This is a genomic window from uncultured Microbulbifer sp. (assembly GCF_947489355.1).
GTDB lineage: Bacteria > Pseudomonadota > Gammaproteobacteria > Pseudomonadales > Cellvibrionaceae > Microbulbifer.
In genome coordinates this window covers 56,871-74,557 of the sequence record NZ_CANLDD010000002.1, presented here as the reverse complement: position 1 = coordinate 74,557, position 17,687 = coordinate 56,871, and the positions used below count along the sequence as shown (strand labels likewise).

Here is a 17,687-nt window from a genome sequence, read left to right as displayed (position 1 = left end):
CCCTGCACCGCGTTTTTGTGCGGTGGGTTTATCGGCCGATTTTCCCTTGAAAGAGGATGCAATGGACAGGTTTTGTTTTGTGACAGGGGTCACGGGTTATAATCGCAGACCATCACGGCAATTGGCTAAGGATAGGGCTATGCGCACTTTGCTTTTGGTATTGATGTTGTGGTTAGCTGCTCTGGCCGGGCCACTGGGCTGTGCGTCCGGTGCCCCGCGCCATTTTGCGCAATCCCTTGTGGCGGATACCCATCTGGGCTGGCGCACCGCGCCGGAAAACCAACTGGCACTGTCCCTGGTCACCGCCTCGGGTGTGGCCCAGATTGAACTGCAGCCGCTGCCCGAGCAATTTACCCTTGTCACGCTTGAGCTTCCGGGGATGCGCAGAGTGGAGGCGGTTCAGTGGCAAAATGACTTGGGCCAGTCCACCACGCTATACGATGGTGAGGACGGGCGGGAGGGGGTCAGCCTGCAAGACCGCGGTCACGGTTTTCGCCTGCAGCTACAGCTCTCCACAATGCACTATCTCTGTGATGGCGGCGTGCTGACGGTTATTGGCCAGAGGCGCTGATAGCCGGTTCGGGGTTTGTCGTCTTGTCGAAACCAAGCCCCTGGGGGCGAATCAGAAACAGTTGCCGCCAGTATTTTCCGGTTACCCAGAGCCCGTTGCGAGCTTTGTCCCAGGCGATACCGTTGGCCACCGCATCCGGGTGATCGCGTGCCTCCGGTGCCAGGCTGTGCAAATCCACAGCGCCGCGTACCTCGCCGCTGTTGGGGTCGATGGCAATTATCCGGCTGTCCTGCCAGATATTGGCCCAGATCAGGCCCTCGGCAAATTCCAGTTCGTTGAGGTTGGACCACTCCTCACCCGCGCCCTTTACCTTCAGGTGGCGCAATACCGTGAAGGTGTTCGGATCGCGGAAGGTCAGCGCACCGCTGCCATTGCTCATAATCAGGTGCGCACCGTCGTGGGTAAGGCCCCAGCCTTCACCGCTGTAGCGTTTGACCTCCAAGGGCTGAAGATCCCGGGCCCGATAGATATGCACCTCGCCGGCCCTGTAGGTCAACAGATAGAGCTTGCTCCCGAGCACCGTGAGGCCCTCGGCGAAAAGCTCCCCCGCCAGCCATTTGCGCCTTACCGGGTTGGCGCCGGGATCGGTATACTCTGCCAGCCAGGAACGGCGATAGAGTCCGCTGCTCTCCCACCAGCGCTGGCCGTCGAAGTAGAGCCCCTGGGTGAAATGGTCTCCGCTGCGCTGGCGTTGTTCCAAGATGGTATAGGGGATGACCGGAAGTTGTGCCTGCGCTGTGGCTACAAACAGCAACAGGGCCGGCGCTAGGGGCAGTTTCCAACTGAGATTGAGAAATCGGTACATCAATAACCTATGACCAGAGTAAAAACCTTTGTCTCCTTGACCCTGCTGGGCGGTCTGGCGGTCGTGCTGCCCATTGCCATCTTTGTGCTGCTGTTTCAGTGGCTGTTTGGTCAAATCAGTGAAATTGTGGCACCGGCCGTTGTCTGGCTGGAGGCCCACACCGAATTTAAGGATACCCTCGCGCGGCTTGTGGTAATAGCGCTAATTTTGGGTGGTTGTTTCCTGATCGGCCTGCTGGTGAAAACCAGTATTGGCCACTGGCTGCACCGGCATGTGGACCACTGGCTGGGGCGTCTGGCACCGGGCTATAGCACCATCAGGGAGTTGGTGACGCAGTTTATCGGTGGTGGCGGCGAAGGTGTGTTGTCCGGGCCGGTTGCACGGGTGCGTATTCACGGGGTCCACAACCCCCTGTCGGTCACCGCCATAGTGACATCCCAGCACGCCGGTGGAGAGATGACCGTCTATGTACCCACAGCGCCTGTTCCCACCTCGGGCTTTGTCTTCCACGTGCCTGCTGAATGTGTGGAAATACTGCCGGGTGTGACTGTGGAAGGGGCGATGAAAACGATTGTGGCCTGCGGAGCCGGCAGTGCCAGCCTGCTGGCTCCACCCCCTTCGGCTAATTCCTGATCACACTTTGCCGGCAGTGCGGTTTTTACCCAGGTCGCGAATTGCAAAGCGCGCCGGGTGCAGTGCCCTGGCCAGCCCGGCGGTGACTGGCAGAGTCTCACCCAGTATCCAGGCAGTGAGCACTTCCGCGGCGAGTGGCGCGTAGGTAAAGCCGCGGGAGCCCAGCCCGCCCATCACATACAGGCCCCGCTGGTATTGCGCGGTTTGCTGGATCAGCTGTTTGCGATTTTTGCGCAGGCCCGCATAGGTGGTGTCGAGGGATGTCCAATTGGGCACCGGGCCGGCCACAGGCAGGTAATCCGGTGTTGCGGCACGCAGGGCTGCGCGGCCACTGAGTGCCTGAGAGGAGAAATCCCTCGACAGCTGCGGCAGCAGGGCAGCCAGAGTCTCCAGGTTTGCCCGGTGCTCGCTATCGCGTATTTTTAGGGCGGTTTCCTTGAGTCTGAAGGTGGCGCCGAAGCTTTGGCTGCCCCGATGTTCCGGGGTGATATAGCCCTCGCCGCAGAGCGCTACCTTCAACTGGCGCGAGGCCGCCGTGGTTTTGGCCACCGATACCTGGCCGCGTATGGGGTTCAGGGGCAGAGGGGCGGTCTGTGGGAAACTGCAAATATCCCTGGCGCCGCAGAGGATCACCGCGTTGGCTTCGAATGTCTTTTCCCCAGTGTGCAGCCACCAGCCGGCATTGCACTGTTCGAGTTGTTCTATAGCGGTGTCACAACACAGCTCGATATTGTTGTGTTCAAGTAGGGCTGCGCATACTTTTTGTGGTTCCAGCCAGCCCGCCTGAGGGAAATAAAGCCCGCAGAAAGCCAGGTCCACCCCTGCCAGCGCACTCGCTTCAGTGGATGTTACGGTGCGGGCCAGGGTCTGGCTGTTGTGTTCCGCCAGGGCCTCGGCCACTTGCTGCTGCAGGCATCGCTCCCGGTCCGTTTGAGCCAGTTGCAACAGGCCATTGAAGTGCGCTACTTGCGCGCAGTGCTGGCGATAGTAGCGTTGGGCAAACAGCAGGGCGTGCAGGTTGAAGTCGCCGTTGGGGCCGGGTTTGGGGGACAGCTTTGCATAGAGGATGCCCTGGTCGTTGCCGGAGCCACCGCTTCCAGGGGTTGCCCCCCGCTCAAAAATCCGAACCCGCACTCCGCGTTCCGCCAGTGCCCTGGCGACGGTGGCACCTGAGATTCCAGCGCCGATGACAGCCGCGCTCTGCGGCCGTTTCGGCGGCTCTGGGGGCAAATACCAGCGGGTAGCGGCAGTCTGGCTTGTCAAAACGCTGTGCAGTGCGCCGCACAGCATCTCCCGCTTGCGCGCGAAGCCGGGCACTTTGCGCCAGGTAAAACCCGCATCGCGCAGGCCGTGCCTGACCGGCCCGGCGCAGGTGAAGGTGGCGAAGGTGGCGCCGGGCCTGCTCAGGCCAGCGATGCTTGCAAACAGCGGCGGAGTCCACATATCCGGGTTTTTCGCTGGGGCAAATCCGTCCAGAAACCAGGCATCTGCCTGCCGGTCGCGCTGCTCCTGTTGTAGGCGCAGGCTCTGCAGGGCTTCGCTGGCTTCGCCGATCATCAGGGTCAGGGTTACCTGGCCGAATTGCAGCCGGTGCACGCCCTGGGCAGGGAGTGAGGGATAGTTGTCGAGCAGAAGCCGGGAAAAAGGCTGCAACTGGGGCCACAGGGCCAGGGCGCGGTGCAGATCCTGTGGGCGCAGGGGGCATTTCTCAACGGAGAAAAAATGCAGGCGTGCGCTTTTTGGTGCGGTTTTTTGCCAGAGTGCCCAGGCGGCGAGAAAATTTAAGCCGGTGCCAAAGCCGGTCTCGCCGATGGTGAAACGCTCGCCATCGCCGAGACCCGCCCAGCGCTCTGCCAGGGCATTGTGCTGCAGGAATACGTAGCGACTCTCCTCCAGTCCTGAGGCGGTGGAGAAATAGACATCGCCATAGGCACGGGACAGGGGCTGGCCGTTGTCACGCCACTCGAGTTCCGCGTATGTAAGGCCGGGTTCGCGCACAACAGGACTCCTGTCAAGCCTCTTGCCGCAAGCCAAACTCGCGCATTATCTGGGCACACCAACACTGTATACGCGCTTCGCTGAGGTCAAACTCGTTCTCCTCGTCAAGGGCGAGGCCCACGAACCGGCTGCCATCCGGTGTCAGCCCCTTGGATTGCTCGAACGTATAGCCTTCTGCGGGCCAGCAGCCCAAGGCGCGGGCGCCGCAGGCCACCAACTGGGCATGCAGGTAACCAAGCGCATCCTGGAACCACTGGGGGTAGCCTTCCTGGTCGCCGAGGCCGAACAGGGCTACGGCCTTGCCATGCAGATCCAGGGCCGCCAGTTTGTCCCAGATATTCTCCCAGTCTTCCTGCAGCTCGCCATAGTCCCAGGTGGGAATACCAAACAGCAGAAAATCGTAATTTTCTGCAAGAGAGATATCTGCCTCGGCCACATTGTGCAGGTCTACCCAGCTGGGCCCGATACACTGGCGGATTTTTTCTGCAGCCATCTCGGTGTAGCAGGTACTGGAGCCGTAAAACAGTCCTATTGGAGCTTGGGCGCTTTGCATAACAACTGGATTCTTACTGCTTGGCGAGGGCGCCGTTGAAGTCCTGCTGTCGCCAGGCCTCGTAAATAATAATGGCGGCGGCGTTGGACAGATTGATGCTGCGGCTTTCCGCGCGCATGGGGATACGCAGGGTGTTTTGCGCACCGACAGCTTGCAGGAATGCCGCGGGCAGACCGCGGGTCTCAGGGCCGAAGACGATGGCGTCGCCACCTTGGTATTCCACGGCGGAGTGACAGCGGCTGCCCTTGGTGGAGAGCGCCAGTACTCGTGTTGGCTTTTCGCTATCGATGAAGGCCTGCCAGTCCCGGTGACGCACCACATGGCTGTACTCGCTGTAATCCAGCCCGGCACGGCGCAGGCGCTTGTCGTCCATATGGAAGCCGAGGGGCTCGATCAGGTGCAGTTCGGCACCGGTATTGGCGCAGAGCCGGATAATATTGCCGGTGTTGGGGGCTATTTCCGGTTGGTACAAAACGATCTTGAACATTGGCTGGCGGCCGCCCTCACTGGCTCGGGGCGGGAGTACCCGGCCTTGTACGGGTGCGGATTATTCCATAATTAGGGGGCAGTGGCGATCTCCTCGCAGTCGATCTCCACCCCCAGTTCATTGGCAATCTGATCGAGTTCATCGCGGAGTCCGTCGAAATCCGGCTCTTCGGCCACACTGATCCTGCACTCGGCGCGAAACAGCGGCTCGCCACTCCAGGGGGTGCTGCCGTAGGTGGTTTCCAATTGTTCCATATTGATGTGGCGGGTGGTGAGGGCGCGGGAGATCTCGCGCACTATGCCCGGACGGTCATTGCCTACCAGTTTGAGGGTTAATGTCTGCCGGAGGGGAGCGGCGACAGCGACAGCATCCTCGACCACCAGGTTGTATCCTTCCTGGACCAAAATGTCGAGGGCACTTTTCAGGAGCCCGCTTTTCACTGCGGGGACGGCAACGCGCAGGATGCCGGCAAATTTTCCAGAAAAGTGTGCCATATGGCTGTCTTCCCAGTTGCCACCGTTATCCGCGATGACCGCGGAGAGTGTTTCCACAACGCCGGGTCTGTCGTCGCAGATCATGGAGATAACCAGATGGTGTTGCATGCCGGGTTTCCTTGCTTTACTCGATACGTGTAGACTGGATTGTAATAGGATTTCGTCGGATAACCCTATCGTTCAATCTCAAAGTCATTATCCACACCCGCGAAAACGGGTAGTTTAGCGAGGGCTGCCGATGAAAGTTATTGCCGATTTGTGTGTTATTCCCCTGGGTGTGGGGCTGTCTGTCAGCGCATATGTGGCAGAGTGTGAAAGAGTGCTGGTCGAAGCTGGGCTCACGCATAAACTGCACGCGTATGGTACCAATATTGAGGGGGAGTGGGATGTGGTAATGGCTGCGGTAAAGGCGTGTCACGAACGGGTACATACAATGGGCGCCGAACGCATCAGTACCAGCCTGAAGTTGGGAACCCGTTTGGACCGCGACCAGTCTTTACAGGATAAAATCGATAGCGTGCGATCGAAGCTGAATTAACGAAAACAAAACAGGAACGATTATGACGATCAATATCAAGAAATCCCTGCTGGCCCTGGCCGGCGCACTGGTCCTGTCTTCAGGCGCCCAGGCTGCAGATCTGGATTCTGTGATTAAGGGAGATCACCGCAACGAGGAAACCACCGCGCGGGATCAGTACCGCCACCCGGCAGAAACCCTGAAATTTATAGGGATTAAACCGGAAATGACGGTGGTTGAAATCACCCCTGGAGGCGGCTGGTACACGGAAATCCTTGGCCCCTATCTCAGCGAGAAGGGCACGCTCTACGCGGCGCATTTTCCAGAAGACAGTGAGTCTGCCTACTACCAGCGCACTCTGAAGCGTTTCAAGGAGAAGTTGGCTTCCAATGAAAAGGCCTATAAAAGCATCGTAGTGACGGAATTCTCTCCACAGACTGGCCGCCAGATTGCGCCCGCCGGCAGTGTCGATGCGGTGGTGACTTTCCGCAATGTGCACAACTGGATGTACCGCAATTACGAAGACAAGGCATTTGCCAGCTTCTTTGCCGCCCTGAAACCCGGTGGTGTGCTGGGTGTGGTGGAGCATCGCGCTAAACCCGGTACCAGCATGGAAGATATGATCAAGAGCGGTTATGTCACCCAGGACTATGTGATCGCAGTGGCCAAAAAGGCGGGTTTTGAGTTGGAAGAGACCAGCGAGGTCAATGCCAACCCGAAGGATACCGCCCAGCATCCAAAGGGGGTCTGGACCCTGCCACCGTCCCTGCGTCTGGGGGATGAGGATAAGGAAAAGTATCTGGCCATCGGTGAAAGTGACCGCATGACCCTGCGTTTCCGCAAGCCGAAACCCTGAGTGCCCATTTCTTTTTGAAGCTGGATTCTAGCTGCGGGCGCGACACCGGTTGTGCCCGCCTCCCCCGTCCCGTCCGATTCGTTGTTGTATGGTTATCCCTTTTGAACAGCTAAATCCCGCCACCCTGCAGAGTCTCCTGGAGGAGTATGCTACCCGTGAGGGCACGGAATACGGTGAGCGCGAGGTGGCCCTGTCGGCAAAGGTGTTGAATCTGCGTCGCCAGTTACAGTCCGGCGAGGTGGTAATCTGGTTTGAACCGGGTGAGGACTCCGTTAACCTGGTGCTGGCGCGGGACCTGCCCGAAGATGCCTGAGTACTTGATTAATCGCCCCGAGGCGCCCGGCGCGCGCTTTCTGTTTGCCCACGGTGCCGGCACCCCCATGGACAGTCGGTTTATGCAGGTGCTGGCCCAGGGGTTGTGTGCTCTGGGGATTGAAGTGATTCGTTTCGAGTTCCCTTATATGGCCCAGCGCCGTACCGGTGGGAGCAGGCGTCCGCCCAATACCATGCCCCAACTCCGGGACTGTTTTCGCGCGCAGATAGCACGGCAACCGGGCGATTTGCCCCTGTATATTGGTGGGAAGTCCATGGGGGGCAGGGTCGCGAGCCTGCTCGCCGATGAGAGCTTTGAGCAGGGCTTAATCGCAGGGTTGGTATGCCTGGGCTATCCGTTCCATCCCCGAGGCAAACCGGGCAAGTTGCGCACAGAGCACCTGGTTGGCATTGCCTGTCCAATGCTTATTGTACAAGGAGGCCGAGACCCCCTGGGCAGCCGTGCCGAAGTGGCATGCTATGGATTGGCACAGGCTATTGAGATAGCGTGGTTGAAAGACGGAGATCACGACTTTAAGCCCCGTCGCGCCAGTGGATTGACTCAGGCTCGGCATTGGCAGTCGGCGCTGGAGGTGGTGGCGCAGTTTATGCTTCGGCTCAGAGGAACGTGAGATACCCCTCCTGCACTTGGCGGGTTTGAACCGGCAGGTGACGGCGTCGGTTAAATTGCACACAATGCGCACTATGAAGTCAGATCACATCCTTGATACCCGCGGCTTGCTGTGTCCAGAGCCTCTGATGCTGCTGCACTCGGCAGTGCGTAAAGTCGCTGATGGGGAGGTATTGAAAATGCTTGCCACCGACCCCTCCACCCTGCGGGATGTTCCTAAATTCTGTCAGTTTCTCGGTTACGAGCTGCTTCAACAGGCCGAGGAAAATACGGAATTCGTGTTTTGGATCAAAAGAGTGGGATAGTTGGTCAGAAATATCTGTTATGAAACCAGCAAAGAGCATCGCCGGGTCAATGGCACAGCGCCCAGAGAGTGAGGCCGGCTTTAAACCGACCACACATGGATGGACGCATATGGTACCGACCGTTTGGTCGATTGGATGGGTCTTATGGCGCTGTAACCAGCGCAGCTATAGCCGCCAGTGCCTCCGGGTCCTCGGATTTGATCTTGTTGGCGATATGGTGTTGGAAGAAGTAGCGGAAGCCCTCACTCTGTTGTGCCGGGTAAAGGCAGTGGTCACCCGGTAGTACCGGGGTGGTTTCAACGATATCGTGATCTATCAACATGCCGAGAATGCCGCCATCGGCGTGCAGGCGCCAACTGATGACTTCTATCAGTGTCAGGTTCTCTCTGTCCTCGTCCATAAACACCGCATGGGTGCCAATACTATCGGGGATTTCCTGAAGTACCTCTTCAGCCTTGTTACTCTCGTATTCGAAATATTCCGCCGCAGTCTCCAACTCAACGATTTTGTGGATCGGGGGCTGGTGGAAGATCTCTTCAATACCGGGGTCATAATAGCCCTTAAAGCACCCGTCCAGCGGGTCCTGGATATCGGGGCAGGCCACAATGGAGTTTAACCAGGGAACGAGGCCCACGACCTCGCCATTGGCTTTGAGTCCCCAGCACAGAATCTTCAAGCTGTAGAAATCTGTTCCGCTGGCGTTGTTGGAGTAGAGCATTTCCAAGCCGTCGAGTTCCGGAGAAAGACGAATAAAGCGCTTTTCCGCCGAAGTGCCGATCGGCTCGCCGGTGAAGAGGTCAACCACATTGTTGCAGCAGTGATCTGTCATGGAACACCTCCTGGCAGGGCCGGTTGGATACCGTCTCCACCCAGATGCAGCTGCGACTGCGAAAGCACTGTCACTGAGGGGAGACCGGAGAAGGGGGTGTTGGAATACATTAATTCCCCCTCTGAAGGGATTCGCAACAAGCTTTACCTTTGGCGACATCCCTGCCAATAAAGGTATATGTTGATCTGCGGAAATACAACCAGGGCGGCGAACCTGCTCTGTGCCAGCACCGCTTTGATTGCAGCGCCGGCGTTGATATAGTCCACACCTTTGTGGTGCCCTGGAGAACACCTTGCCCGTTCGGAACCCGGAAATAGCTTCAGTTTCTACTACTCAACCAATGGCTGATCGCATCGCCTTAGTATTTGATCGCTGTTTTGCCGACCCAAAAGGGTTCAATACCCGACTTTGCGGCGGCTACTTTGAGCCCTACTACCGACCCGCCGGGGGAAGTCAGAGACACCACCAAGTGGAGTTTACCCGGGGTTATGCCGCAAGCGCTCTGCATGAGGCAGCGCATTGGTGCCTGGCCGGAGAGGCTCGCCGCCGGCTGCCGGATTATGGGTACTGGTATTTGCCAGATGGGCGCAGTGCCGAGCAGCAGGGGGCGTTCGAGGAGGTGGAGGTGAGACCCCAGGCATTGGAGTGGATTTTTGCACGGGCCTGCGGCCTCAGATTCCGGGCGAGTAGCGACAATCTATACAGTGGCCTGGGTCCCAGCGACAGTTTCAAGATGGCGATCTGGGCGCGGGTGCGGGAATACTGCGACAAGGGGGCCAACGCCCGTGCGCGGGCCTTTGCCCGGGCCCTGGCCTGTGAATTTGGGCGGCCCGACCCGTTCAGCGCCGGGATTTACCAATTGGCGGATTTATCGTGAGCAGTTATCTGATCGACGCGCCAATTTATATTTTCCGCTATTACTTTGCCCTGCCGCCCCACTGGCACAGCCGTAGCGGCTATGCCACCGAGGCGGTCTACGGTTTTACCAATCTGCTGTTGGATCTGCTGGCGCGTCGCCCGCACCATATCGCCTGTGCATTCGATGAATCCCTGGGAAACTGCTTTCGCAATGCACTCTACCCCGACTACAAGTGCAGTCGCGCCATGCCCGATGTTGCGCTGGCCTTCCAGTTGACGGCCTGCCGGGAGATGGCGGAGACGCTGGGTATCACCAGCTTCTCCAGTGAACGCTACGAGGCGGATGATATCCTCGCCACCCTGACCCGCAAGCTGCGCAGGTATGCGCCGATCATCGTGAGTCGTGACAAGGACCTGGGGCAGTTGCTGGCCCGTGGTGCCTCGTCCCTGTGGGATCTTGCTGCGGACCGACATATGGACAGCGATGCCCTGGAGCAGAGGTTTGGTGTACGCCCGGGGCAGATTGCCGATTACCTGGCCCTTGTGGGGGATCGGAGTGACGATATTCCCGGTATTCCCGGGCTTGGCCCCAAAACCGCGGCCTATTTGTTGGGCGAGTGCGAAGATATTGAATCCCTGCTGGCACAGCTTGGCAGGGTGGCCGCCCTGCCGTTTCGTGGTGCCAAGCGGACCGCTGCACGTCTTGAGCGGTATGCGGACCAGTTGCGCCTGGCCAAACGCTTGACCTGCCTGGAGGAAAATATGGCGCTGGATATCAATCCTGGAGAATTGCGTCCCCAACCTGTCGACCTGTATTTGGCACATGCCCTGGCAGAGGAATTCGGTATTTCCGGCCTCGCCGGCAAAATGGCGCGTATCCTGGGTCGTGCGCATGGAGAGCTTGAATGAATGACACAGCCACAGAAAATGTCGGGCTCAGGATCGTTGCCGATGAAAATATTCCAGCACTGCAGTCGTACTTTGGTGATCTCGGCACTCTGCAGCGTTGCCCAGGCCGCACCCTGAGCCGCGAGCAGTTGGCCGAAGCGGATATCCTGCTGGTGCGCTCCGTGACCAAAGTGAATCAGAGCCTCTTGCAGGGCACGCCGGTGCGCTTTGTTGGCAGCTGCACCATCGGTACAGATCATTTGGATATCCCGTGGCTGGAGCGCAATAGCATTCACTGGTGTGCTGCACCCGGCTGCAACGCCAATTCCGTGGTGGAATATGTGTTCTGTGCCTTGGCCGCTTTGGAGGTCGATTGGCGTGGGCGCAGTTTTGGTATTGTGGGTTGTGGCAATGTGGGCGGTTTATTGCAAAAACGCCTGCACGCCCTGGGTGCCTCCTGTGCAGTATATGACCCCTGGCTGCCGGATAACCCGGATTCTGCCACACTGGCGCAGGCGCTGGGGCGGGATATTGTGTGTTTGCACGCACCACTGGTCAAAGGCGGGCGCTTCCCCAGCCTACATATGATCGGTTCAGAGCAGCTGGCGCATATCCGCGATGGTGCTGTGCTGATTAGTGCCGGGCGCGGTGCGGTGGTGGACAACCGCGCACTGCTTCAACAGCTCAAACGGGAACGGCGTTTCAGTACGGTGTTGGATGTCTGGGAGAACGAGCCGGAGATCAATACCGAACTGTTGCAACGGGTGGAATTAGCCACCCCGCATATTGCCGGTTACAGTGACGACGGCAAGTTGGCGGGAACCAGTCAGATTCGCGAAAGGTTGTCCGCTGTGATGGATCTTGCGCTTCCGGCGGTGTCTCCAGAGGCCTCAGGCGATACCGCCACCCTCCGGATTGTGCCGGGAAGTCTGAGGAATAGTTGCGAGGCTGACCCAGGGACAGGACAGGGGGGAGCAATGGCGGATCTGCTGCTGCAGATATATGATCCGCGCGTGGATGATCGCCGCCTGCGCGAAGCCGCGTTCGGCACTGAGCCCATGGCGCAGGCATTTGACCGACTGCGCCGGGAATACCCCAAGCGCCTGGAGTTTTGCCACTACACAGGCCCGGCGGAGGCGCTGAGTGAAGAGGAATTGCAACAACTGGCAGTGTTGGGTCTGATGTGCAAATAGACAAGCAGGTTAACAAACTCGGGTTGATCATTAATCCCTGGGCAGGCATCGGTGGCCCGGCGGGGCTGAAGGGCAGTGATGGTGCCGAGACGGTTGCACGGGCCCTGGCTTTGGGTATCAAACCCCAAACCTACAAGCGCGCGGCCATTGCCCTGGAGGCTTTGAGGCTCCATCGCGGGCAGTTGGAACTACTGTGTTTTGCCGGCGAAATGGGAGAGGAAACCGCCCGTACGCTGGGTTTTTCTGTGCGCACCCTGGGGGCTGCGAAGTCCTCCCCCTCCACTTCTGCGGATACTGAACAGGCCGCCGTTGCTATCCGTGATGCCGGTGCCGACCTGATTGTGTTTATCGGCGGTGACGGCACCGCACGCAATATCGTCAACGCCCTTGGTGAACATTTCCCGGTATTGGGGATTCCCGCCGGCGTCAAGATGCATTCGGCTTGTTTTGCCATCTCGCCCAAGGCTGGGGGTGAGGTATTGCGGCGGTTGATGGCGGGGCAGCTGGTGGACCTGTGTGCGTGCGAGGTGCGGGATATCGACGAACAGTCTTTTCGTCAGGGGCGCGTGCGTACCCGCTACTATGGAGAACTGCTGGTACCTCGGGAAGGCCACTTTTTGCAGGCAGTAAAAAATGCCGGGCGTGAAGTCGAGGCATTGGCGGTGGAGGATATCGCTGCTGACATACTTGAGGCACTGGACCCGCAAACACTCTATATCGTCGGTCCGGGTTCCACCACTTTGGCGATATTGAATGCACTGGGCTGCCAGGGCACTTTGCTGGGAGTGGATCTGCTGCAGCGCGGCACTTTAAAACAGATAGATGTAAGCACCCCTCAAATTGAGGCGGCCATTGCGCAGCACCAAGGCCCGGTAAACATTATTCTCACCGCCATTGGAGGACAGGGCCATTTGCTTGGCCGTGGCAACCAGCAGTTTTCCCCGAGTGTCCTGCGGGCCGTGGGGCGCGATCACTTAATGGTGGTGGCCACCAAAACCAAAATTACCGAACTGGGCGGCCGCCCTCTGCTGGTGGATAGTGGCGATCCCGAACTGGATCGGCAGTGGTCGGGTTTTATCCGGGTTGTAACTGGCTACCGGGATGCGATCCTCTATCCTCTGAGCAACGGGACACTCTAGAGAATGCTGTCCGCCCCTTGGGAGCCATTACTAAGACAGGTTGCGTGCAAGTTAGCCGAGGGCCGCGGGGATAGCCGGCGGTTATTCCATGGCCGTGGGCGCAACTATGGGGGGTTGGAGCAGGTTTGTGTAGACAGTTTTTTTCCGGCAATGCTGGTGACTTTTTTTGAGGCGCACGCAGGGGAGGTGGCGCTATGTGAACGATTGTGGCAGCTGGCGCAGCCCTGCGGTTATCGGGGTGTCGCTGTGCAGCGGCGCTATCTGGCCGGGGTGCCGGTGAGCTGGCCGTGTGGCACCGCAGTAGCGGCACCGGTGGCGCGGCGTGGCGGGTTGCAATTTCCCCTCACTTTCGAGCGGCAGAATGTGGGTTTCTTTCTCGATATCGAACCGGGTCGGGTCTGGCTGGAGGAACAGATCCGCATTCGCACGGGACAAGAATCGGTGAAAATGCTCAATTTGTTCGCCTTTACCTGCGCCTTTTCCGCGGTGGCCCGCGCTGCAGGGGATATTGACATTGTGAATGTGGATGTGAACCGCGGTGTGTTGAACCGCGGGCGCGAGAACCACGCGATCAATGGCCTGTCCCTGAAGGGTATCCAGTTTCTGCCGTTGGATGCGCTGCGCCAGTTCAAGCGCTTTGACCGGCGCGGTCCCTTCCAACTGGGGGTGGTGGACCCGCCCACACGCCAGAAAGGCCGCTTTGATGTGGGCCATAACTACACAAAACTGCTGCAGCAATTGCCCGTCTGCCTCGCGCAGGAGGCGGATCTGCTGATGGTAATCAACTCCCCGCGCTACAGTGAGGCCCGCTTTCGCGAATTGATTCTCGAAGCCGATACGGGGTATGCAGTGGCTGCGCGCCTGCCGCAGAATCCGGATTTTCCGGATCAGGACCCGGATGCGGCACTGAAAATGCTGCACGTAAAATACCGCCGACAGCATTAGTGGTTACACAGACTGCATCCGGATGCGGCGAACTCCCGCATCAGGCGCTCCATCAGCGCCTGCAGTTTCGCGGATGAACCATTGGACACGGCGCTGCTGAGCAACTGTGCGTTGCTCTGCTCCGACTCGGCCTGGGTGTTGGTTAACAGCACAAAGCCCCTGTGGCTCAACACGGCTTTTTCTATCGCTTCCTGGCGCAGCAGCTGGGAAAAACCGATATAGCCACTCTGCTGCAGCCACGTCATTGCCCCCAGGCAGGCAAGATGGCGCGGCGAGTGCAGCCCAAATGCGTCCGGGGTATCGGGTCCGGCGATATCCTCTACATAAAGGGTGGCTGGTACAGGGAACTGGCCGAACAACGTCAGCAGGATTCTGCCGGCGTGGCGGTAAAAATCGTGGATATGTAAATCGTCCAACATCAGCGGGAATATCGCTCCAGAAAATAACCCAGGCGCTCGATGGCGTGGCAGAGATCGTTAGCCTGGGGCAGGAAGACGATACGCAAGTGATCCGGTGCATCCCAGTGGAAGGCGGTACCCTGAACCAGCAGAATTTTTTCCTGGCGCAAAAATTCCAATACCAGGTGCTCGTCACAGTCAATCTTGTGGTGATCCAGGTGGAGTTTGGGGAACAGGTAAATCGCACCACTGGGTTTGACGCAGCTGACGCCGGGGATTTCATTGAGCATGCGGTAGGCTAGGTCGCGTTGCTGGCCCAAGCGTCCGCCGGGCAGCACCAGATCGTTAATACTCTGATAGCCACCGAGTGCCGTTTGCACCGCGAACATGGCCGGAACGTTGCCGCACAGGCGCATGGAAGTCAGCATATCCACACCACCGATAAATCCCTCGGCCCGATGTTTAGCGCCACTGATCACCATCCAGCCGGAGCGAAATCCGGCCAGGCGATAGGATTTGGACAGGCCGTTGAAACTCAGGCAGAGCACGTCCTGGGCCAGTCTGGCCATGGGAGTAAACTCCGCACCGTCGTAGAGAATTTTGCTGTAGATCTCATCGGCGAAGATCACCAAGTTGTGGCTGCGTGCGATTTCGACCATATCTTCCAGCAGTGCCCGCGGGTAGATGGCGCCGGTGGGGTTGTTGGGATTGATGACCACGATGCCGCGGGTGCGCGGTGTGATCTTGGACTTGATGTCTTCGATATCCGGCAGCCAACCGGCAGCTTCATCGCAGCGGTACAATACTGGATTGGCACCGGTTAAATTGGTTGCCGCCATCCACAGAGGATAGTTGGGCATGGGCAGTAGCAGTTCATCGCCGGTATTGAGCAGCGCCTGGATGGCGATGGAGATCAGCTCGGAGACGCCATTACCCAGATAAATGTCGTTTATATCAACTCCCTGGATACCCAGGGTCTGACACTCCTGCATAATGGCTTTGCGTGCAGCGAACAGCCCCTTGGATTCCACATAGCCCTGGGCGCGGGTGAGATTGAGGATAACATCCTGGATGATCTCATCCGGGGCGTCGAAGCCGAAAGGGGCGGGGTTGCCGATATTCAGTTTGAGTATGCGGTGGCCTTCCTCCTCCATGCGATGGGCCTGTTCCATCACCGGGCCGCGGATTTCATAGCAGACGCCATGCAGTTTGTCAGATTTATGGATGTCCTTCATGGTGGTTCGGCAACCCTGTGGCCTGGCAGGAGCCGCCCTGGGCCGCGAGCGAGCTGCGCAAAAGCCGGGAAGTCCACTAGCGGTCGGCACCGCTCCTGCGGGAACTGGTAATTACGGGTAACAGAGTATGTCAAAACAAAAAGACGATAACTACTGGCGCGATAAGCTGACAGACGAAGAGTTTGAAGTCTGCCGCAAAGGTGGGACAGAGGCGCCCTTTAGCGGGGAGTATTGGGATGTTTTTGACAGGGGTGTCTATCGCTGCCGCTGTTGTGGCGAAGTGCTGTTTGACTCTGCAGCGAAGTTTGAGAGCCAATGCGGCTGGCCCAGTTTCGATGCAGAGGCGAGCCGGGGCATCACTAGAGACTTGCCCGATAGCAGTTTAGGCATGCACAGGGTGGAGGTTCGTTGCCGCAACTGCGACAGCCATTTGGGGCATGTATTTAACGATGGCCCCACCGACACAGGCTTGCGCTATTGCGTGAATTCCCTGTCGGTAAAGCTCGAAAAAGACGATGGCGAGAAAGGGGGTGAGGGGTGACACACAGGCACTGGAGTCGCGCTCTGTTGTGGGCGCAATGGGTTTTACTCACTGCCATTGTTTTCGCTGGGTTGGCGCTGAGGTTCGGGCTGCTGCACTTTGGGATGGCCTTCAAGGTATTCACTTACGCTGGGTTGGCGGCGCTGGCGATTGCGCTGGCCGGTCTGTTTGTCTTTGTCTGGGGTGTGCGCAGTCACAATGTCGATGCCCGCAGCAATGCCCTGTGGGCAGTTTTATTGGGGTTGTTGCCGGTGGCAGTGCCCTTGATGACGGTGGGCAAGGACAACTTCAGCGTACCGCGAATTCACGATATCAGCACAGATACCCGCAATCCGCCCCAATACCGCGCAATTCTGGCTCTGCGCAAGGCAGGGGATAACAGTGCCGAATATGGGGGAGAACCCGTGGCCCGCCTGCAGCGCGGCGTTGATGTCTATGCGGATATAATGCCCCTGCAGGTCCAGTTACCCGTGGTTCGCACGACAGAGTTGGCGGCAGAGGTGGCAGAGGAGCTAGGCTGGAAACTTGTATCCTACCAGCCCGAGCGCGGTTATCTGGAAGCAGTGGACAGGACACGGTTGCTGGGGTTAAGCGATGACATTGTGGTGCGGGTGCAGGCGGAGGACAATGGGGGCTCCCGGGTGGATGTGCGTTCCAGCTCCCGTGTGGGCGTCAGTGATCTGGGTGCCAATGCGAAGCGTATCCGCGTATTTCTCGAAGCACTACACCTTCGGGCTAAAAGTGTGCATAACAGTGCCTCGGTCCGGCTTTGGGGCCTGTCTACCGGAATCCGTTGGGTTGGGTAAGTGTCTGACAATAAAAGAAAAAAAATTTAACGGGAATGTTGACAGCACCCCGGGTGGTGCATAGAATGCGCCCCACTTCTGACGCGGAGCTACACTGTAGAGCGCTGCGACAACGCAAGTAAATCTGGGTCCCCATCGTCTAGAGGCCTAGGACACCGCCCTTTCACGGCGGTAACAGGGGTTCGACTCCCCTTGGGGATGCCATGCGGGAATAGCTCAGTTGGTAGAGCGCAACCTTGCCAAGGTTGAGGTCGCCGGTTCGAATCCGGTTTCCCGCTCCAATTCTATAAGTTACTCTGCCAGGCAGAGTATGGCCACCGATTGTTTGCTGGCAGTGCCAAAGACAGTGTGGCAGCACGAGACCCGCAGGTTGTAGTGCAGGTTTTTGTCCCCATCGTCTAGAGGCCTAGGACACCGCCCTTTCACGGCGGTAACAGGGGTTCGACTCCCCTTGGGGATGCCAATAGGGCCCGGCAGCCGAGCTGCCGGGCCAATCCAAAATGCGGGAATAGCTCAGTTGGTAGAGCGCAACCTTGCCAAGGTTGAGGTCGCCGGTTCGAACCCGGTTTCCCGCTCCAACTAAAAAGCCGCTCGAACGAGCGACTTTTTAATTTTCCAGTCTATTGCCTGTTAGTCTATCTATTTCACTAGTGCGCCCCGGCTTGTAACTGCTCGGCGGCGTTTAGAGTCAAA

General features: G+C 58.4%; 22 protein-coding genes and 4 tRNA genes. 18 read left to right on the top strand and 8 right to left on the bottom strand.

Going from position 1 to position 17,687, the window contains the following annotated elements; all coding sequences use genetic code 11:
* Positions 1-139 precede the first annotated feature (139 nt).
* Positions 140-571: a hypothetical protein gene (locus Q1A48_RS02315; protein ID WP_299940642.1), complete on the top strand. Its 432-nt coding sequence runs from the start codon at positions 140-142 to the stop codon at positions 569-571.
* Here the strand turns inward: Q1A48_RS02315 and Q1A48_RS02310 are convergent.
* Complete coding sequence (locus tag Q1A48_RS02310; RefSeq protein WP_299940639.1) at positions 552-1,376, bottom strand: glutaminyl-peptide cyclotransferase; 825 nt, start codon at positions 1,374-1,376, stop codon at positions 552-554. The genes Q1A48_RS02315 and Q1A48_RS02310 overlap by 20 nt on opposite strands.
* Positions 1,377-1,385: 9 nt before the next feature.
* Here Q1A48_RS02310 and Q1A48_RS02305 point away from each other — a divergent pair, with 9 nt between their 5' ends.
* A complete protein-coding gene (locus Q1A48_RS02305; protein WP_299940636.1) occupies positions 1,386-2,009 on the top strand; it encodes a DUF502 domain-containing protein in 624 nt (207 codons plus the stop codon).
* Here Q1A48_RS02305 and mnmC read toward each other — a convergent pair whose 3' ends face one another.
* The 4 genes from mnmC to Q1A48_RS02285 all read right to left on the bottom strand — a co-directional run bounded on the left by mnmC (position 2,010) and on the right by Q1A48_RS02285 (position 5,649).
* Entirely contained in the window at positions 2,010-4,007 is a 1,998-nt protein-coding gene (mnmC, locus tag Q1A48_RS02300; RefSeq protein ID WP_299940633.1) for a bifunctional tRNA (5-methylaminomethyl-2-thiouridine)(34)-methyltransferase MnmD/FAD-dependent 5-carboxymethylaminomethyl-2-thiouridine(34) oxidoreductase MnmC, read from the bottom strand. It abuts the gene before it with no gap.
* Between the two features lie 13 nt (positions 4,008-4,020).
* Positions 4,021-4,560: a flavodoxin FldB gene (gene fldB, locus Q1A48_RS02295; RefSeq protein WP_299940631.1), complete on the bottom strand. Its 540-nt coding sequence runs from the start codon at positions 4,558-4,560 to the stop codon at positions 4,021-4,023.
* 13 nt (positions 4,561-4,573) lie between these two features.
* Positions 4,574-5,047, bottom strand: a complete 474-nt coding sequence (trmL, locus tag Q1A48_RS02290; protein ID WP_299940628.1) for a tRNA (uridine(34)/cytosine(34)/5-carboxymethylaminomethyluridine(34)-2'-O)-methyltransferase TrmL — start codon at positions 5,045-5,047, stop codon at positions 4,574-4,576.
* Between the two features lie 71 nt (positions 5,048-5,118).
* On the bottom strand, positions 5,119-5,649 hold the full coding sequence (locus Q1A48_RS02285) for an ACT domain-containing protein (protein WP_299940626.1): 531 nt from the start codon (positions 5,647-5,649) through the stop codon (positions 5,119-5,121).
* Between the two features lie 130 nt (positions 5,650-5,779).
* Here Q1A48_RS02285 and Q1A48_RS02280 point away from each other — a divergent pair, with 130 nt between their 5' ends.
* The 5 genes from Q1A48_RS02280 to tusA all read left to right on the top strand — a co-directional run bounded on the left by Q1A48_RS02280 (position 5,780) and on the right by tusA (position 8,162).
* On the top strand, positions 5,780-6,079 hold the full coding sequence (locus tag Q1A48_RS02280) for an MTH1187 family thiamine-binding protein (protein WP_299940624.1): 300 nt from the start codon (positions 5,780-5,782) through the stop codon (positions 6,077-6,079).
* A 22-nt stretch (positions 6,080-6,101) separates the two neighbouring features.
* Entirely contained in the window at positions 6,102-6,914 is an 813-nt protein-coding gene (locus Q1A48_RS02275; RefSeq protein ID WP_299940621.1) for a methyltransferase, read from the top strand.
* A gap of 88 nt (positions 6,915-7,002) precedes the next feature.
* On the top strand, positions 7,003-7,227 hold the full coding sequence (locus Q1A48_RS02270) for a YheU family protein (RefSeq protein ID WP_299940618.1): 225 nt from the start codon (positions 7,003-7,005) through the stop codon (positions 7,225-7,227).
* Positions 7,220-7,858, top strand: a complete 639-nt coding sequence (locus tag Q1A48_RS02265; RefSeq protein WP_299940615.1) for an alpha/beta fold hydrolase — start codon at positions 7,220-7,222, stop codon at positions 7,856-7,858. The genes Q1A48_RS02270 and Q1A48_RS02265 overlap by 8 nt, the downstream gene beginning before the upstream one ends.
* A 73-nt stretch (positions 7,859-7,931) precedes the next feature.
* The gene (tusA, locus tag Q1A48_RS02260) at positions 7,932-8,162 is read left to right on the top strand and encodes a sulfurtransferase TusA (protein WP_299940612.1); all 231 of its coding nucleotides are present in this window, start codon (positions 7,932-7,934) and stop codon (positions 8,160-8,162) included.
* A gap of 142 nt (positions 8,163-8,304) precedes the next feature.
* Here tusA and Q1A48_RS02255 read toward each other — a convergent pair whose 3' ends face one another.
* Entirely contained in the window at positions 8,305-8,991 is a 687-nt protein-coding gene (locus tag Q1A48_RS02255; RefSeq protein WP_299940610.1) for a hypothetical protein, read from the bottom strand.
* Positions 8,992-9,283: 292 nt separating this feature from the next.
* Here Q1A48_RS02255 and Q1A48_RS02250 point away from each other — a divergent pair, with 292 nt between their 5' ends.
* The 5 genes from Q1A48_RS02250 to Q1A48_RS02230 are packed head-to-tail and all read left to right on the top strand — an operon-like array spanning position 9,284 to position 14,014.
* Positions 9,284-9,868: an elongation factor P hydroxylase gene (locus Q1A48_RS02250; RefSeq protein ID WP_299940609.1), complete on the top strand. Its 585-nt coding sequence runs from the start codon at positions 9,284-9,286 to the stop codon at positions 9,866-9,868.
* Positions 9,865-10,758 (top strand): 5'-3' exonuclease H3TH domain-containing protein, encoded by an 894-nt coding sequence (locus Q1A48_RS02245; protein ID WP_299940607.1) that lies wholly within the window; start codon positions 9,865-9,867, stop codon positions 10,756-10,758. Before Q1A48_RS02250 ends, Q1A48_RS02245 begins: the two co-directional genes overlap by 4 nt.
* Positions 10,755-11,930 (top strand): 4-phosphoerythronate dehydrogenase, encoded by a 1,176-nt coding sequence (locus Q1A48_RS02240; protein ID WP_299940604.1) that lies wholly within the window; start codon positions 10,755-10,757, stop codon positions 11,928-11,930. The genes Q1A48_RS02245 and Q1A48_RS02240 overlap by 4 nt, the downstream gene beginning before the upstream one ends.
* Positions 11,921-13,069, top strand: coding sequence for an ATP-NAD kinase family protein (locus tag Q1A48_RS02235; protein ID WP_299940601.1), 1,149 nt, complete (start codon positions 11,921-11,923; stop codon positions 13,067-13,069). The genes Q1A48_RS02240 and Q1A48_RS02235 overlap by 10 nt, the downstream gene beginning before the upstream one ends.
* Positions 13,070-13,072: 3 nt before the next feature.
* Positions 13,073-14,014, top strand: a complete 942-nt coding sequence (locus tag Q1A48_RS02230) for a class I SAM-dependent methyltransferase (RefSeq protein WP_299940598.1) — start codon at positions 13,073-13,075, stop codon at positions 14,012-14,014.
* Here Q1A48_RS02230 and Q1A48_RS02225 read toward each other — a convergent pair.
* Both Q1A48_RS02225 and Q1A48_RS02220 read right to left on the bottom strand, forming a co-directional pair.
* Positions 14,011-14,433, bottom strand: a complete 423-nt coding sequence (locus Q1A48_RS02225) for a hypothetical protein (RefSeq protein ID WP_299940596.1) — start codon at positions 14,431-14,433, stop codon at positions 14,011-14,013. The two genes, Q1A48_RS02230 and Q1A48_RS02225, sit on opposite strands and share 4 nt — an antisense overlap.
* A complete protein-coding gene (locus Q1A48_RS02220) occupies positions 14,433-15,647 on the bottom strand; it encodes a pyridoxal phosphate-dependent aminotransferase (protein ID WP_299940594.1) in 1,215 nt (404 codons plus the stop codon). The genes Q1A48_RS02225 and Q1A48_RS02220 overlap by 1 nt, the downstream gene beginning before the upstream one ends.
* 127 nt (positions 15,648-15,774) lie before the next feature.
* Here Q1A48_RS02220 and msrB point away from each other — a divergent pair, with 127 nt between their 5' ends.
* The 6 genes from msrB to Q1A48_RS02190 all read left to right on the top strand — a co-directional run bounded on the left by msrB (position 15,775) and on the right by Q1A48_RS02190 (position 17,572).
* Positions 15,775-16,188: a peptide-methionine (R)-S-oxide reductase MsrB gene (gene msrB, locus Q1A48_RS02215; protein ID WP_299940591.1), complete on the top strand. Its 414-nt coding sequence runs from the start codon at positions 15,775-15,777 to the stop codon at positions 16,186-16,188.
* Positions 16,185-16,994 (top strand): DUF1499 domain-containing protein, encoded by an 810-nt coding sequence (locus tag Q1A48_RS02210; RefSeq protein ID WP_299940589.1) that lies wholly within the window; start codon positions 16,185-16,187, stop codon positions 16,992-16,994. Before msrB ends, Q1A48_RS02210 begins: the two co-directional genes overlap by 4 nt.
* A 128-nt stretch (positions 16,995-17,122) precedes the next feature.
* Positions 17,123-17,198 (top strand) — tRNA-Glu (locus Q1A48_RS02205).
* Position 17,199: 1 nt separating this feature from the next.
* Positions 17,200-17,275: transfer RNA gene (locus tag Q1A48_RS02200), tRNA-Gly, on the top strand.
* A 106-nt stretch (positions 17,276-17,381) separates the two neighbouring features.
* Positions 17,382-17,457: transfer RNA gene (locus tag Q1A48_RS02195), tRNA-Glu, on the top strand.
* A gap of 39 nt (positions 17,458-17,496) precedes the next feature.
* A tRNA-Gly gene (locus Q1A48_RS02190) sits at positions 17,497-17,572 on the top strand.
* Positions 17,573-17,687 lie beyond the last annotated feature (115 nt).